Below are 16,848 nucleotides of genomic sequence, written 5' to 3'. Positions count from 1 at the left end.
GGGTGATATAGTGGGGGATAATAAAAATTTTCACACTGTAAGAGGATATGAAATAATTGAAAAAGAAAAGAAAAATTTAACTCATAGCATGGAAGATTATTTAGAAATGATATATAGAATTTATTCTCAAGAAGGAGTTATTAGTATAAGCTCCATATCTGAAGCTTTAAACGTTCAACCTCCCTCAGCAACAAAAATGGTGCAAAAGTTGACCAAACTAGGGTATATAGACTATGTAAGGTATGGAAGCATTTGTTTGACAGAAAAGGGGGAAGAGGTAGGAAAGTTTTTACTAGAAAGACATGAAATAATAGAAGAGTTTTTAAAAAATATTGGAGTTGAAAAAGAACTATTAATAAATATAGAATTGATGGAACATAATTTAACTAGAGATGCTCTTCTAAGAATAAAGGTGCTTAATGATTTTCTAAAGGAGAATGATGAGGTTAAGAGGAAGCTAGAGGATTATTTTATTTCCTTAGTTAAATAGTTTTTTAGTATTTTAGTTAATATAAAAATTCCTTATGGAATTTTGTAAAAAAGGAAATCCCTGAAAAGGGATTTCCACCACAACTAAGACACTAAAAAACTAGAAAACTAAAAATCTAATATTGACATGTCGAGATTCTCAAAATTTTGAATTACCTTATCTGCTTCATGTAGTATTTCTGAAGAGCCTACTCCTATGCATTTCATTCCTGCTATTTTTGCAGCTTTCAAACCAGCTATGGCATCTTCAAAAACTACGCATTCATGAGGCTTTACACTCAATGCTTCAGCTGCCTTTAAAAACACTTCAGGGTCAGGCTTTGCATTTGTTATTTTATTGCCATCTATTATGGCATCAAAACAATCTATTAATTTTATTGAATTTAAAATAATCATGGAATTTTTACTAACGGAACCTAGAGAAATTTTAATGTTATTTTCTCTTAGATACTTTAAAAACTCTCTTACTCCAGGTAAAGTTTCATCCTCCCTCATTTTGGTTATGTATTCTATATACCAATTGTTTTTCCTTTGAGCCAGAGCTAATTTAGTTTCTTCATCAAAGGATTTTCCTCCTACCTCCAAGAGTATGTTTAAAGAATCCATTCGGCTAATTCCTTTAAGTCTTTCGTTATGTTCTTCTGTAAAGACAAAACCCAATTCTTCTGATAATCTTCTCCAAGCTAAATAATGATACTTTGCCGTATCAACCACAACTCCATCTAAGTCAAATATGCAAGCTTTAATATTATTCATAAGAATCCTCCATGATAAGTAATAATCACTACTATATTACCAAAATTTATGAAAAATTGCGACGCAATTTTTTCTTGACAAGAAAGTACAAAAAGTATTACTCTAAAAATATAAACTTACTAACGTTAGGTAGTTAAAGGAGGATTATTATGCATACTAAGGAAAAATTAATGAAATCGGCATTTCAGATTTTTGCTAAAAAGGGCCCAGAATTCTCTTTAAGTGAGGTAGCAAAGGAAGTTGGTATCAAAAAGGCTTCTATATACGCTCATTTTAAAAGCAAAGACGACCTATTACATAGTGTGATAGAAAGGGAAATAGAGGAGTATTTTTTTAAGATGAACGGAGAAATACAAAAGTTATCTGATAATGAAGAGATAGTAGAAAAGGCTTTAGAAAAAAGTTTTTCTATTATTTTAGATTATTATGACTCCTCAGATAAGATTTATTTTTGGAAAAGAGTATTTTTACTTCCGCCAGAAGGCTTTGAAGTAGAGCTTATGGATAAAATTAATTACCTTACTAATCAAAGATTTTATATAATAAAAAATATTATTTTAAAGGGTATGAAAGATGGCATAATAAAAAGCGCTCCTGTAGATTCTGTAGTACTAGCTTTTTTCTCAGCGATACACGGAATGCTATCTAGTGTAGCTATATATAATGAAGAAGACTTGCTATCAAATTATAAAGGTATTTGGGAAATTTATTGGAGAGGAATCAGAAATTAGAAGTGGTAAAATATTTCCTAAATTTGAAAGGGGAAGTAGTAGTGAAGGATAACTCGACGATTAAGATATTGACTCCAGTTAATATAGTAGGATTCATACTAGTTATGATGGCAGGATGGATTGATACAGCGGGCTTAGAACTTTTTCTGAATGAAAGAGTTTCATTTATGACGGGTCGTGCTGCTGAACTTGGTGAGAGTATAGCCAGAGGAGATATAAGAGAATTCTCATTTGTAATAATTATAGTAGTAATATTTATTATTGGTGCAACTATATCAGCTAAGATTACTAGAAAATGGGGACTCATAGGTGGGCTGACTTTTTCAGGAATGCTTTTAATAATTGCAGCCCTTTGTATATATGAAGGTGATATGTACTTTGTAGAGATAGCAATACCTATGGCAATGGGAGGACAAAATGCAGCCACAAGCTTGACACCAATTAATCGTACTACTCACTTAACTGGTCCAGCTACTGATATTGGAGTATATTTATCTTCCGGCGACTGGAATGGCATTATATTTTGGTTACTTAGGTGGATAGCATTTCCGATGGGTGCGTTTATCGGATTTAAGTTCATAGGAAAATCCACAACACACCATCATGTAGATAGATTACTGGTACTTATAATTCCAGCTATTATAATTATTTTAACTGGCATTATTCAGAAAATCACTGTAGATATACCCTTATTAGAAGATGAAATAAAATATGATGAAGAAGAGTTTGTAATGGAGAAATTCCCTAATGGGAATCTCCACCATAACTAAAAATCTAAAATAGTTAATGCGTAATGCATCTGCATTACGCATTAACTATTTCTCCACCATTAACATGAATTATTTCTCCTGTTATAAAGGAAGCATCTTCTGAGGCTAGGAAGACATAGGAGCCTGCAAGTTCTACAGGTTGCCCTGCTCTTCCTAGCTTTGTGTTGCTACCAAAGGAAGCCACATCAGTTTCATTGAAAGAAGAAGGAATCAGTGGTGTCCAAATAGGTCCTGGAGCAACAGCGTTCACTCTGATGCCTTTTGGAGCTAATGAAATAGCCATGGATCTAGTGAAAGTTACCACAGCTCCCTTTGTGGAAGAATAATCTAATAGCTGTTCATGTCCTCTGTAAGCGGTGATAGATGCAGTGTTGATTACAGAACTGCCCTGCTTTAAGTGAGGTAAAGCTGCTCTTACTAAGTAAAACATGCTAAATATATTGGTTTTAAAGGTTTTTTCTAATTGTTCATCAGTTATATTTGATATATCTGTTTGAACATATTGAACGGCAGCATTGTTAACTAATATATCTAAACCACCAAACTTGTTTACTGTATTATTTATGGCATCAGTACAGAAACTAGAATTTGTTATATCACCTGGTATTAACAAGCACTCTCCTCCAGCAGTTTCAATAGCCTTCTGAATTTCTTTAGCGTCTTCATGCTCGTCGTAATATACAATTGAAATTTTTGCTCCTTCCAAGGCATAAGCTAGTGCCACAGCTCTTCCGATTCCACTATCACCCCCTGTAATTAAAGCTACTTTATTCTTTAATTTTTCAGAAGGTTTATAATTAGGGTTTTGGAATATGGGTTTTGGATTCATTTGGTACTCCATCCCTGGGTGTTTTGTTTGATGCTGAGGAGGAAACTTCTTTGAGAAACTATTTATAAAATCTAATTCTTTACTCATAAACTTCACCCTTTCCATAAAAATTGCTTTCAGACCTTATTATTAGTATTTTGTTAAAAAAAATACCATAAACATAAATAGGAGACGTAACATATTTTCTTTTTATGAATATTATGGAATTAGTAAGAGTAGGAGGATAAATATGGAATATTTTTTTGACCCACAACAACTTAGAAGATGGTCACCTTGGCAAACCATCCCGGGAAGAAGCACCTCAGCTATAGGAGTATCTTCCTGGGGACCTAATAGATTAGACATATTTGGAAGAGGAAGCAGAAATGAACTGATACACAATTGGTGGGATGGTCGCAGATGGAATAATTGGGAGGACCTTGGTGGAACCTTAACCTCAGCACCAGCGGCAGTATCCTGGGGGCCAAATAGAATTGACGTAGTAGGAAGGGGCACAGATAATGCTATGTGGCATAAATGGTGGGATGGACGTAGGTGGAGTGAGTGGGAAAGTCTTGGTGGAGTTCTTACTTCCTCGCCAACTATTTGCTCTTGGGCAAGCAATAGATTAGATTGCTTTGTAAGAGGAACGGATAATGCTTTATGGCACAAATGGTGGGATGGATCCCGTTGGAGCGACTGGGAAAGTCTTGGTGGAAATTTAACTTCAGCACCAGCAGCAGTATCCTGGGGACCAAATAGAATTGATGTTTTTTCAAGAGGAAGAAATAATAATTTATTCCACATATGGTGGGATGGACGTAGATGGAGCAACTGGGAAAACCTTGGTGGAAGTTTAACTTCAGCACCAGGAGCTTCATCAAGAAGAGCAAATCAAATTGATGTTTTTGCTAGAGGAACTTTCAATAATTTAATGCATAGACAGTGGAATGGACGTAATTGGACCAATTGGATGAATCTTGGTGGAAATTTAACTTCAGCTCCATCTTCTGCCTCTTGGGGACCAGAGAGAATTGATGTTTTTGCTCAAGGAAGGAATAACTCTATATTACACAGATTTTTTAGAGGATAGTATCCTTTTATTTAAATAGAAATAAAATTTTACTAAAAATTACCCAATAATTGGGTAATTTTTGTTTTTCTAAGAAGATTTGTAGTTGAATTGTAAGAAAAATGAATAAAAATGATAATAAAACCTAATTACAATGCAATTTGTATTATGGTAAATTATATTAGGGAGAATTTTTTTATAAAGTATTATACAAGGGGGATTATAATGGAAGTAGCTAAGCATAACTTAAGCTCTTTTAAAAATTTAAAATTTTTAGTTCAAGCTAAAAAAATTGTTTTGATGTTTATTTTTTTATCTATTTTATATCTAAGTTCTAAAAATCAACCATTATTTCATTTTCTTACAGAAACAATTACCATTATAACTGGATATGCAATATTGATTACAGTGAAAAATACGTTACAGATATCTAATAATAATTATTTTATTTACTTAGGGGTAGCCTATGCCTTTGTAGGAACATTAGATTTTGCTCATGCTCTTATATATGAAGGTATTAATTTATTTCCATTTCATTTAAAATATACATCATTGCAGTTATGCATCGCTGCTAGATATATGGAATCAATTTCTCTGTTAATTTCTAATAGATATTTCCACAAAAAGATAAATTATTATAAAGTATTTCATATTTACATGTTTATTACTTCCATAATTCTTTTATTGATTTTTAAAATAGACATTATATCAAAATTTACTACTGATAAAGATACATTAAGTTTACTTAAAAAAATAAGTGAGCTTATTCCTGTTATTTTCTTTATTATCTCTATGGGAATAGCCTATAGGCATAGAAAAAAGGATAGAGAGAACAAATATAATATGAGCTTAATTATGTTAGCAATAACTAGCAAGATAGTATCTCAATTGATTTTTGCATTTATATCAACCAAGGGATTTTATGATACCATTGCTCATATATTGAGGATAGTATCTTTTTACTGTTTGTATTGCGCAGTTATAAAATCGTCATTAAGGGAGCCTTTTAATGCACTTTTCTATGAATTGAAATATAAAGCAGAAAAATTAGAAGAAATAAACAATGAATTAGAAATTGCAAAAAAAGAACTTCAAGGTAATTTAAATAAATACAAGATGCTTGTAGATTTTTTACCAGATCCCACTGTAATAAGAAAAGATGGAAAAATAGAATATGCTAATCAAGCTATAATTAAATTACTTGAATATGATAGTGAAGAAGAACTGATTAGTAATGATTCTATGAAGTTTATTCATGATGATTACAAAAAAATTGCAGAAGATAGATTATTAAGTGAAGGAGTAAAGTTACCAGTAATTGAACAAAAGTTTGTGAAAAAATATGGTGAAATAGTAGATGTAGAGGTATCAACAATTTCTATTAATTCAAATGATGAAAGGTATACAATATCAATAGCAAGAGACATAACGGAAAGAAAAAAAATAGAAGAAATTAAGCTAAAGTTAAAGTATAGAGAAGAACAAGATAAAATTAAAACAGAATTTTTTTCGAATATTTCCCATGAACTAAGAACTCCTATTAATGTAATTTATAGTGCACTGCAATTAGAGGATATATATTTAAATAATAATGACTTAGATAGCGTAAAAAAATATAATAAAAGCATTAGGCAAAATTGTTTAAGATTATTAAAATTAACAAATAATTTGATAGATATTACAAAAATAGATTCTGGATATTTTAAACCTTACTTAGGTTATTACAATATAGTACAAGTAGTAGAAAGTGTAGTTCAATCTGTTGTACCATATTCTGAAAATAAAAATATCAGCATAATTTTTGACACAGAGATAGAAGAACAGATTATATGTTGTGATCCTACCCTTATTGAAAGGATAATTCTTAATCTATTATCAAATTCAATAAAATATACCGATGACAATGGCATGATTTACGTGAATATGTATTGCGTAGAAAAGGAGTTTATTGCTATAAGCGTAAGGGATAATGGAATAGGTATACCTAAGGAAAATCAAAATGATGTATTTGAAAGATTTACCCTAGTAGACAAATCCTTTTCAAGAAAATGTGAGGGCAGTGGTATAGGTTTATCTCTTGTTAAATCCTTTGTAGAAATTCAAAATGGTAAAATCAATTTATTTAGTGAAGATGGCAAAGGTACAGAAGTGATTATAAAGTTTCCTATATGTAATGTAATAAAAGAAGTTGCTGTTACAATGGATAATAAGTATAGCAATGGCAATATAATAACAAAAGTTAATACAGAGTTTTCTGATATATATTTTTGAAATCCCTGCGGGGATTTTTTCTTATTAACTATAAAACAATTAAATTAATAAACTAAAAATTGTTTTATATAAGGAAGTAAGTAAAAAATATTGTTGAATTATGTAATATAAAGTAAATTTATAAAATAAAGTGATGAATATTAGTAATAAGGATATTATAGAAAATAATGGTGAAAATGTGATATTATATATAAAAGAAATAGAGGTGATGTATTATGAGCTTTTATGAAAAACTTAGAAATCACATTAATAAGTTAGAAGACTTTATTTTATCTGAAGTTCTTTTATGCTCAATGGTCACATTACTGTTCTTATTTATATGGTTGAGCTTTTCAAATTATATACTATTTCATTTTATAGTAGAATCCTCCACTGCTATTTTAGGATATGCAGTAATAATCATTGCTTTTAACACAGATTATATTAGTAGAAATAGTTTTTTATTATACTTAGGGATATCCTATGCTTTCGTTGGAAGTATAAATATCCTACATGCCATGACTATGGGAAACATGGTTTTTGTAAATTCTACTATACCTAATATAACTAGTAAATTGGATCTGTTTTCCGGGTACTTAGAAATAGTTTCGTTAATTATGTCCACAAAATATTTATATAAAAAAATAGATTTAAAAAAAATATATTTTAGATATTTAATTGCGTTTTCAATAATCATGATATTTGTATTTAAAATAAATTTACTAGAATTATTAGTTATTACAGAGCATGAATTTAATATTTTTTTAAAAGTAAATGAGTATATTATTTTCCTATCATTTTGCTACTCTCTAGTAAATTTTAAAAAACATGAAGAAAATATTAAATTTAATAAAAATATAATTTTTGCTGCAATTTTTATTAGAATGATAACTGAAGGGTTAGGTATCTTAAACCAAGGATACATATCCATAGAAATACTGCGACATATGTTAAAATTATTATATATTATTTTGTTGTATTATGCCATTTTAAAAAGTTCCTTAAAGGAACCTTTTAAAACACTTTTTTATGATGTAAAAAATAAAGCAGAAAAACTAGAGGCGTTAAATTATCAATTAAGTATGAAAAATAAAGAATTAAAAAGCTCTAAGGAAAGATATGAAAAAATGTTTGAATTTTTGCCAGAGGGAGCTTTTCTTAGAAAGGGTAATAAGATAGTTTATGCCAATAATGTTATATTAAAAATGTTTAATATAACGGATAAATTTGAAATTATTGGGAGAAATCCTTTGGATTTTATTCATGAAGACTATAAATATATTATTCAAAATAGAATGAGTTCAAATTTAGAATATGTACCGCCTATGGAAATAAAGGCTGTTAGAAAGGATGGGGAAGTTTTACTGGTAGAGTCAAGCTCCTTTTGTATTAATATAGACGAAGAAGAGTTTTATATAATAATATTTAGAGATATTTCTCAAAGAAAAAGGTTAGAGGAACTAAGATTAAATCTTAAGAAAAAAATAGAAGAGGATAGAATTAAAACAGAATTTTTATCAAACATATCTCATGAAATAAAAACCCCTATAAATGTAATATATAGTGCCGTTCAATTAGAGGATATATACATAGAAAAGGGGGATATAGAAAGCATAAAAAAATATAATAAGCATATAAAACAAAATTGTATGAGACTTATGCGATTAACTAATAATATAATCGACATAACAAAGGTGGATGCTGGAGACTTCAAGCCTACCTTTGCATGCTATAATATAGTAGAAATTGTAGAAAAGGTTACGGAAAGCGCAAATCCCTATGCACAAAACAAAAACATAAGCTTAACCTTTGATACAGAAGTTGAAGAAGTATATGTGAACTGCGATAAGGACATGATGGAGAGAATAATATTAAATTTACTATCAAACTCCATTAAATATAGCAAAAAAGATGGCAATATACTTGTAAATGTATATTGTGACGGAGAGAATTTTGTAAATATAAGTGTAAAAGACGATGGCTTAGGTATACTAAAGGGAAAGGAAGAGGAAGTATTTCAAAGCTTTAGTAAGTTGGACAAGTCTCTAACAAGAAAATGTGAGGGCACGGGGATAGGACTATATTTAGTTAAATCCTTTGTTGAACTTCAAAATGGTAAAATATCCATGATCACCAATGAAGGAGAAGGCACAGAAGTTATTGCAACCTTCCCAGCAATAGTTGGCATGGACGAGGTCTGTGCTACTTTAGACATGGAAAGTAAATATGAAAATATTTCTACAAAAGTAGATATGGAGTTTTCAGATATTTACTTTTAGAGGAAATCCCTACGGGGATTTCTTTTTCGTTAACTAGAAAACTATTTAATTAAAAAACTATTTTAATATGTTAGCATCTTTTATGGTTATGGAATAGGCATCAAAGTCTATTAAACCCTCATCTCTCATTTTTCTAAGTTCTCTTGAAAGAGAGGGACGTTGAACTCCTAGCTTTTCTGCCAAATCTTTTTTAGACATATCTAATTTCACTTTTAAACTCTTTTGTTGATAATATTGATATATTAAATAATCTATAATACATTGTCTAATTGTTTTTAATGCTATGGATTTAATTTTATCTGTTAAAAAAACCGTTCTATCAGATATATTTTGCAAAAATTTAATAAGAAAAATCTCATCCCTTTGACAAAGCTTTAAAACTAATTTTGAGTCTATGTGTAGCAATGTACAGTTAGACTTGGTTATAACTGTCATTGGATAAGCTTTTTTTGATGCAAAAATTAAATTACTTCCAAGGGTATCCCCAACTTCAAAGGTGTTTATAGTTAATATATTACCATTTGCCTCGATTTTTTGTACAAGAACTTCTCCTCTTAATATTATATCAACAGTTTTACACTCCTGATTTTGTAGGTATACAATATTATTTTTTCCATATTCTTTTATATCATAATGCTCTCTTTTAAAAGTTTTTAGTATATCCTCTTCTGTTAAGCCTTTGAATAATGGAACAGCATTAATTATCTTAAAATATTTTTCTATATGCAAAAATTTTCACCACCATAAATTAGTAACCATAGTTACTGTGTTATAAATTTTATCTAATTATAATATAAGTAAATAGTTTTTGAAAGGAGAAATAATATGGATATCTTCACCTTAGTGTTATGGATTTTAACGGGAATTGGATTTTTCATATCCATAAGAAAAGATAAAAAGAAAACGCTGAATTCTGTGTATATGGCAAGGAGTATGATGAAAAATATGGTGGGGGAAATAATAGGAGTGCTGTTTTTGATAGGTCTTATAACCACTTTAATACCTCCAAACACCATAAGAAGTTTTGTTAATGGTTCTAATACTTTAATTTCAACGGTGGTATCAGCTTTAGTAGGAAGTATAACTTTGATACCTGCCTTTGTAGCTTTTCCCTTAGTGGGATCATTGGTGAATATGGGGGTAAACATTATTCCAATAGTAGCCTTTTTAACTACTTTAACCATGGTAGGAATAGTTACCTTCCCCTTAGAAAAAAGAGAATTTGGTGTTAAATTTACTTTATATAGAAATTTATTTAGCTTCTTATTTGCAATAATCATTGCTATGGTTATAGGGGTGATTTTATGAAGATAAAAGAATTCATCCATAAAAATAAGCTTTTAGTATTTGTAGCTGTAGTTTATATATTGCTTTTAATATTTTCTCCAACAAAAGCCCTGGGTGGATTTAAAAGCAGCTTATACTATTTTAAAGAAATGCTTACAATAATGCCTGTAATATTTATACTTACAGCTTTAATTGAAGCTTGGGTTCCAAGACAAGTTATAATAAATAGTTTTGGAAAAGATTCAGGAATAAAGGGTGCAGTACTGTCTTTTATATTTGGAAGTTTTTCAGCTGGTCCCATTTACGCAGCTTTTCCTGTATGCAAAACCTTAATAAATAAGGGGGCTAGCATAGGGAATGTTGTAATTATTCTTAGCAGCTGGGCTGTGGTAAAGATTCCAATGTTGGCAAATGAGGCTAAGTTTTTAGGACCTAAATTTATGATGATAAGGTGGATACTAACCACAATGTCTATTTTTATAATGGCATACTTTATGAATTTTATAATAAGAGAAGAAGATATGCCTCAAGAAGAGAACTCATTAGGGGAAAAGCAAATAGTAAGAATTAAAGAAGAATACTGTATGGGTTGTGGAATATGTATAAGGCTATCCCCAAATAATTTTGAAATCATTCAGAAAAAGGCTAAATTAAAAGAAGAGGCATCTTTAAAGAAGATAGAAAATATAGAAGGAATTATGGAAAAGTGTCCAGCAAAAGCAATATCTTTTCATTAGAATTATTGATTCAAATACCATGTTATGATAAACTATCTTCATACAATTCAATATAGTTGTGCGTGGGCAACTGGTATCGCTATCCCTTTTTAGAAGGGAGGTGATATATATGTACGAGATGTTTATAGTAGTTTTTGCTGCTCTATCATTTTTGATTGCTTTGATAAATCTAATTATCGTACTTATAGAGAAAATAAAAAAGTAGCCCACCGCTGCAATTGGTAATGGCTACTTTTTAAAACATATTTAGCTTTGCCAGTTGTCTATAACAACTGGAATTGTATACTACAGGGTGCTACAACACCCTGTTTTTATTATATCTAATTCTTAATTTAATTATACAATATTCATTGTCAAAGTCAACATAGAATGTTATTTCTTTTTATTAATTACAAACTTGATAATTAACAAAGTTGTCAATTTGGTAACAAAATATGAAATCTATGGTAAAATGGTATTAGAAGTATTTTTAGGAGGCAATTATGTATACTGATGTTTATAAGAAGTATGTAAATAACTTCAAAACTATTTTACCTTTTATTTTAGTGAAAGTAGGTATTGATTTACTTAATTATTTTAGTGGTAGCAGTGTTAAAAGGGTGGAAAAATACGATATGGTTTTTGGTATCGGTGAAATAATTAGGAATATGGAAATTCAATTAATAGTACTAGGTCTATTTTTATTTATCTCAAGTCCTATAATATATGCCTTTATGGCTCTCCTTTGTAAGAAAATATTAAAGGATGAGGAAGACATAAATCTAGGAGAAACTTTAAGGGAAAGCACACATTATTATTTTAGGTATATAGGATTAAGTATAATTATCATTGTTATAATGATTGGAATTTCACTTTTTATGATATTAACAGGAGGAATGTTCCTTTTAATTATACCTATAGTGCTGTTTTTATTGTACTTTGCAATCACTGTGGAACCTTGTACGGAATATTTGGTTTATAGTGATAGCTCAGTGGAAGAAGCTTTCAGTGGAGGAAGAAAAATAGGAAAGAAATATTTTTGGGAGATAGTGGGATTAAATATAATAACTACACTAATAAGCCTAGTATTTAAAAGTAGTTTCTTTTTAAATATGCCAGGATTGTTAATAGTGTCTTTTATAACTGCAATTATTCAAGGATATGTTATTATGTTTAGAATGAACTTGTGTACATTAGAAAACTAAAAATCTAATTAACTTAAAACCCCCATTTACCATATATTATATTAATATGTGATAATTGGGGGTTTTAAATTTGTTAGCTGATGCAGTTTTTGAAGGGGGAGGAGTTAAGGGAATTGCTTTTACTGGGGCAATTAAGGTAATGGAAGATTACGGTTATACTTGGAGAAATCTTGCAGGAACATCAGCAGGAGCAATAGTAAGTTCACTGCTTGCGGTTGGTTACAAGGCTAATGAAATTAAAAATTTAATGGAAGAATTAGATTATAAAAAAATAACAGATAAAAGATTAATACCCTTATTGAATTTAGGGATAAATAAAGGATTATATAAGGGAGACTACATAAGAGAATGGTTAGATGAAAAGCTTTATGAAAAAATGAAAAACAAAATAGGTGAAAAAAGAGCTATAAAATTTAAAGATTTAGTAATAAAAGGTGAAAAGGAAAATCTATTAAACAATCGAAAATATAAAAGAAAATATAAACTTCATATTATAGCAGTGGATGTAACTAGAGGTAAAATGTTAATTCTACCAGAGGATATTGCCTATTATGGAATAGACCCTGATGAATTTGATGTAAGCCTAGCTGTAAGAATGAGCATGTCTATACCTATGTATTTTGAGCCAGTAGTGATTAAAAATGGTGGAGAAAAGTTTTATATAGTAGATGGCGGTGTGATGAGTAATTTCCCAGTGTGGCTATTTGATACACAGGGCGAACCAGAATGGCCTACCATAGGATTTAGATTACTAGATTTTAAAAAGAAGGACAAAAATAATAAAATAACAAATACTTTTAACTACTTAACCGCTGTGGTAGAAACTTTATTGAAAAACGATATAAATCAAGAGATAGTGAAAATGGATAATTTAAGAACTATAGATATAGATTACCTAGGAATAAAAACCACAGACTTTAAAATATCAGAGGAAAAAATACAAGAGTTATATTGTTCAGGGGAAGAGTGTGCTAAAGAATTTTTAAGAACCTGGGAGGATAACTACACAACTTATGTAGAATTAAGAAAGAAGGCAATGCTTTTGTGAGTTTTTTAGTTTTCTAGTATTTTAGTGTTTTAATTATGGATAAACTTCCTCCGGAATTTTCATATCAAAATTCTGGAGGAAGTTCTTTATTAACTAAAAAGCTAGAAAATTAGAAACCAACTAAACTAAATAGATTAAGACTCCACGAATAATCCTCTTGCTACAGTACATAGTGTTAGATTATCTATGACAGTAACGTTTTCTTGTCCTATTACCTTAACCTTTTTAATCCTATTCATTCCTACATCAATGCTTAGCTCATCGAATTTATCAAAGTCCCCAGTAGGATCTCCACCAGGGCCGGTGTTAAAGTTTCCATTGCCACTAACTGATCCAATTAAAGTATTGTTTCCATCATAGGCTTCTAATGTTACAGATGGAATTGATGCATAAAATAGCTTTACACTTGAAACAGGGTTAGTAAAAATTATTTCACGAAAGAAATCGTCAAAGCCAGCTAGTGGAAGCCAAGCTGCTGTAGTATCAGGAGAAGGCTCGTTAGCAGTTCCAGAGGCACCACCAGCGTCTGAATCAATAGTGGTAATCCATCCAGGAAATTGTACAACGGTAAAATTAGCATTTACATCAGGAATAGGAGTTAAGGAGCCACCTCCTTCAAAGGTTACAATTGCGCAGTTTTGACTAGGATAAATAACTTCAATACTCATTTTAAAACCTCCAAATTAATATATGATTTTCTATTATTTAATCAAGCTAAAATTTAAGTATATAGTGAATAAGTGCGGTGGAGGAATCAGCTGTCCTTACTTTTACTCTATTTATTGGAGAAGAATTGATGCCCTCTAGATTGTTGTACAACAAATTTGTCCAATAATTATTTTTTGAAAAGCCTAATTTATGATAAAACCCAATTAGTTTGCTTATATCATGGCAAATTATATTTATAGAAGAATTAATTCCATTAAATTTTGTTTTACTGTATATTATAATTGATTCAATGAGAGAGTTAATTTCATTAATATTGTCGCTTTTTACTAAGTTAATGGGATTTTCATTACCCCCTTTATTGTTTAAATAATCAAAAGCTAAATGGCTAAACTGTTTTTTTATAAGTTCTAACTGAAGTTTATCTAACTTATATGCAGTTAATTCAAAATTTAAATTGTTTATTATATGCTTTATAAACAAATCCATATCATTAACATTAAGGTTTTCCCCCATGCTTCTAATTAAAATATTATAATTTAACCCGCTGTAAGGAGCGAAATTGGTATAGGTTATCATTGATTTTATACTCTCATTGTATTGAGTTAGTTCATAAAGAATCTCTATAGAATTCATAAAACACATATCTAATATTAAAATATCAATAATAGATCTGGAATGTATACTTCCAAGCCCTATGGCTTTAACCATTTCTGGTATTCCCATGATGTAATTATCCTCTAGGCTTGTATCTGTTAAGCCGCCTATAAAATCAGCACCATGTCCAGAAAGTATAAGCATATAATGATGGGCAGGAAATTCTTTAGTTCCAAAGCTTACAAAATTATATAAATTATTGGGGTCAGCCATATTAGTTTTACTTAAATCTTGTAGAACAATAGGCTCTGAAGAATTTAAATAATATCTTTTTACACCACTGCTAAGAATACCAATCTGTATTACCACATTTATATCTTTATTAATACCTACCCCTATGCAATCCTCTATGGATTTATAAATAACCTCTTCCATTTCGTTGTTTCCATCTGCGTAAATTAAAATAGTCCATTTCTTTTTTTCTTTATTTTTCATATTACCACGATCCTAAAAGCATATATTTGACAAAAGCCAGGAATATAGGCTTTTCTATATCCCTAGCTTAAATTAAGATTAAACTATTGTTAACTGCAAGGGTTAGTTAAGTTTAAGGTAACAGTTACAGTTACAATAGCAAGGTCACCAGAAGTACAATTTATGCTGGTAACTTGAGCTGTAGCACCGGGCTGGATAAATCCTGCTGCAGGTGGACATGTTCTACAATCATCAGCACAGGAGTAGCATCTTATTCTATCAATTAGCTCGCAACCAGAAAAACAAGCAAAAACTTCTCTGCCTTTTCTAGGAATATTTGCAATAAAGTCTATACAACCTACATATCTATATCTGTTTAAGCATACTGTGCATGGTATTTTTCTTGATGGATCGGTTGGATTACATGGATCTGGAACTTGAACTAATGCATGGCATCTTTCAATAACGCATGTTAAATTATCATCTAAAAATTCTATAGGAACAAATGTGCCAACATCAGGAGCTGGTCCTCTCATACAAGTTTGAAAGGTAAAAGTTACTGTGGAGGAACAATCAGCAGTAGCTTCACAGGGTTCGCAAGCACATCCCATTGCTAATTCATTTGAAGATTCAGGTTCTTCTATATTTTTAGTTTTTTTATTTAGAAAATCAAAAAACATATATTTCTCCATCCTTTTATAATTTATTTTTACTATATAATATTCTAGAAAAATTAGTTGGTTACAATATAAACACACCTCTACCGCAAGGAGCTACAGCTATATTTGGACCTACTACTTCACCAATTACTTGACCATTTTCAGTAACTACTGCTGTGTTGAATGGGAAGTTACCTACATTTGGGAAAAAGCCATCTACAGTATAGCCTACTTCTGCAAATCCCATAGCGGGAATGAGTAGGTTAAGGAAAGTATGAACGTGTTGAGCTGTTACGAATGCTGGATTGATAGTATCGGTTATAGTCACAGTTATATCTTCATTTGTAAGGTTTTCAACTCTAATTACAACTGTAAAAGTTTGCGGAGTTGGGCAGTTAGTAACAGCCAAAGGCGACACGGTTTTAGTTATGCGAACCCTAGGCTGTGGTGGTGGAGTAGCACCACATAAAGCTGAATTATTTGTATTCCCGTGAGTGTATGGTGGTGGAACTTCCTTGTTAATATTTTGCGCATCATCCGAAGTAAAGCCACAATATATTAACTGTCCATCAAAGAAGTTAGGAGAAAAACAAGAAAGTGGAACTCTAAAATCTAGGAAATAATCTTGGAATGAAAATAAACTAGAATCGGCAATATTTATTTGTACATTTCCTGAATCTCCGTAAGCTATAGTGTTAGAGCATTTCTGAACTAAAAAAGGATTAGCATTATCCGCAGTGTATACTTGAACGGCGTTAGAGTCAGGATCATTTTTTGCATTTACTCTCACTGTAAAAAGTGGCGTACCAAGAGTATCTTTGATTAAAACACCCCACACTCTATTTTCAAGGTCAGGTTTATTATTCATTCTTGGGTCGCAGTTAACTCTCATTCTAAAATAAACAAATTGAGAGTCGCGACCAATAAAAAGAGCTGGGTGAGTATTGTCTCCAACAATATCAATGCCACATTGACCTTGCCCTAAATCATCTGTTAAAACATTATTATTTATTGGTATCCAAGTTACATTGAACATGGTAT

Annotated in this window: 17 protein-coding genes; 10 read left to right on the top strand and 7 right to left on the bottom strand. The window is 30.5% G+C overall.

All coding sequences use genetic code 11. From position 1 onward, the window contains the following. The first annotated feature begins 10 nt into the window (after positions 1-10). Entirely contained in the window at positions 11-490 is a 480-nt protein-coding gene (locus ABDZ69_RS12480) for a metal-dependent transcriptional regulator (RefSeq protein WP_343770108.1), read from the top strand. A gap of 107 nt (positions 491-597) precedes the next feature. On the opposite strand, the gene pgmB is transcribed toward ABDZ69_RS12480, so the two are convergent. Beyond that, positions 598-1,245, bottom strand: a complete 648-nt coding sequence (gene pgmB, locus ABDZ69_RS12475; protein WP_343770107.1) for a beta-phosphoglucomutase — start codon at positions 1,243-1,245, stop codon at positions 598-600. 149 nt (positions 1,246-1,394) lie between these two features. On the opposite strand from pgmB, the gene ABDZ69_RS12470 reads away from it, so the two are divergent. Continuing rightward, positions 1,395-1,976: a TetR/AcrR family transcriptional regulator gene (locus ABDZ69_RS12470; RefSeq protein WP_343770105.1), complete on the top strand. Its 582-nt coding sequence runs from the start codon at positions 1,395-1,397 to the stop codon at positions 1,974-1,976. Between the two features lie 41 nt (positions 1,977-2,017). Then, positions 2,018-2,746 (top strand): YoaK family protein, encoded by a 729-nt coding sequence (locus ABDZ69_RS12465; protein WP_343770104.1) that lies wholly within the window; start codon positions 2,018-2,020, stop codon positions 2,744-2,746. 34 nt (positions 2,747-2,780) lie between these two features. Here ABDZ69_RS12465 and ABDZ69_RS12460 read toward each other — a convergent pair whose 3' ends face one another. Next, the gene (locus ABDZ69_RS12460; RefSeq protein WP_343770103.1) at positions 2,781-3,662 is read right to left on the bottom strand and encodes an SDR family oxidoreductase; all 882 of its coding nucleotides are present in this window, start codon (positions 3,660-3,662) and stop codon (positions 2,781-2,783) included. A 118-nt stretch (positions 3,663-3,780) separates the two neighbouring features. Here ABDZ69_RS12460 and ABDZ69_RS12455 point away from each other — a divergent pair, with 118 nt between their 5' ends. The 3 genes from ABDZ69_RS12455 (at position 3,781) to ABDZ69_RS12445 (ending at position 9,155) form a co-directional block, all read left to right on the top strand. Then, entirely contained in the window at positions 3,781-4,647 is an 867-nt protein-coding gene (locus tag ABDZ69_RS12455; RefSeq protein WP_486187724.1) for a PLL family lectin, read from the top strand. 204 nt (positions 4,648-4,851) lie between these two features. Continuing rightward, positions 4,852-6,897, top strand: coding sequence for an MASE3 domain-containing sensor histidine kinase (locus ABDZ69_RS12450; RefSeq protein ID WP_343770099.1), 2,046 nt, complete (start codon positions 4,852-4,854; stop codon positions 6,895-6,897). Positions 6,898-7,112: 215 nt separating this feature from the next. Continuing rightward, on the top strand, positions 7,113-9,155 hold the full coding sequence (locus ABDZ69_RS12445) for an MASE3 domain-containing sensor histidine kinase (protein ID WP_343770098.1): 2,043 nt from the start codon (positions 7,113-7,115) through the stop codon (positions 9,153-9,155). A gap of 57 nt (positions 9,156-9,212) precedes the next feature. Here the strand turns inward: ABDZ69_RS12445 and ABDZ69_RS12440 are convergent, their stop codons facing one another. Continuing rightward, positions 9,213-9,884, bottom strand: a complete 672-nt coding sequence (locus ABDZ69_RS12440) for a Crp/Fnr family transcriptional regulator (RefSeq protein WP_343770097.1) — start codon at positions 9,882-9,884, stop codon at positions 9,213-9,215. A gap of 96 nt (positions 9,885-9,980) precedes the next feature. Between ABDZ69_RS12440 and ABDZ69_RS12435 the strand changes: the two genes are divergently transcribed. From ABDZ69_RS12435 to ABDZ69_RS12420, 4 genes are all read left to right on the top strand, one after another. Further along, positions 9,981-10,463, top strand: a complete 483-nt coding sequence (locus ABDZ69_RS12435) for a permease (protein ID WP_343770095.1) — start codon at positions 9,981-9,983, stop codon at positions 10,461-10,463. After that, positions 10,460-11,179, top strand: a complete 720-nt coding sequence (locus ABDZ69_RS12430) for a permease (protein WP_343770093.1) — start codon at positions 10,460-10,462, stop codon at positions 11,177-11,179. The genes ABDZ69_RS12435 and ABDZ69_RS12430 overlap by 4 nt, the downstream gene beginning before the upstream one ends. A gap of 482 nt (positions 11,180-11,661) precedes the next feature. Continuing rightward, positions 11,662-12,363 carry a hypothetical protein gene (locus tag ABDZ69_RS12425; RefSeq protein ID WP_343770092.1) on the top strand — a complete coding sequence of 234 codons (702 nt, stop codon included), beginning with the start codon at positions 11,662-11,664 and terminating at the stop codon, positions 12,361-12,363. A gap of 70 nt (positions 12,364-12,433) precedes the next feature. Beyond that, complete coding sequence (locus tag ABDZ69_RS12420) at positions 12,434-13,411, top strand: patatin-like phospholipase family protein (protein WP_343770090.1); 978 nt, start codon at positions 12,434-12,436, stop codon at positions 13,409-13,411. A 134-nt stretch (positions 13,412-13,545) separates the two neighbouring features. Here ABDZ69_RS12420 and ABDZ69_RS12415 read toward each other — a convergent pair whose 3' ends face one another. The 4 genes from ABDZ69_RS12415 to ABDZ69_RS12400 all read right to left on the bottom strand — a co-directional run bounded on the left by ABDZ69_RS12415 (position 13,546) and on the right by ABDZ69_RS12400 (position 16,843). Further along, entirely contained in the window at positions 13,546-14,079 is a 534-nt protein-coding gene (locus ABDZ69_RS12415) for a hypothetical protein (protein ID WP_343770089.1), read from the bottom strand. A gap of 46 nt (positions 14,080-14,125) precedes the next feature. Next, positions 14,126-15,169 carry a clostripain-related cysteine peptidase gene (locus ABDZ69_RS12410; protein ID WP_343770088.1) on the bottom strand — a complete coding sequence of 348 codons (1,044 nt, stop codon included), beginning with the start codon at positions 15,167-15,169 and terminating at the stop codon, positions 14,126-14,128. Positions 15,170-15,258: 89 nt separating this feature from the next. Beyond that, the gene (locus ABDZ69_RS12405) at positions 15,259-15,828 is read right to left on the bottom strand and encodes a hypothetical protein (protein ID WP_343770087.1); all 570 of its coding nucleotides are present in this window, start codon (positions 15,826-15,828) and stop codon (positions 15,259-15,261) included. 61 nt (positions 15,829-15,889) lie between these two features. Beyond that, entirely contained in the window at positions 15,890-16,843 is a 954-nt protein-coding gene (locus ABDZ69_RS12400; RefSeq protein WP_343770086.1) for a hypothetical protein, read from the bottom strand. Between the last annotated feature and the right edge of the window lie 5 nt (positions 16,844-16,848).

It is taken from the genome of Clostridium malenominatum (assembly GCF_039521365.1).
Taxonomy (GTDB): domain Bacteria; phylum Bacillota; class Clostridia; order Clostridiales; family Clostridiaceae; genus Clostridium_AW; species Clostridium_AW malenominatum.
This window is presented reverse-complemented; position numbering and strand designations above follow the sequence as displayed.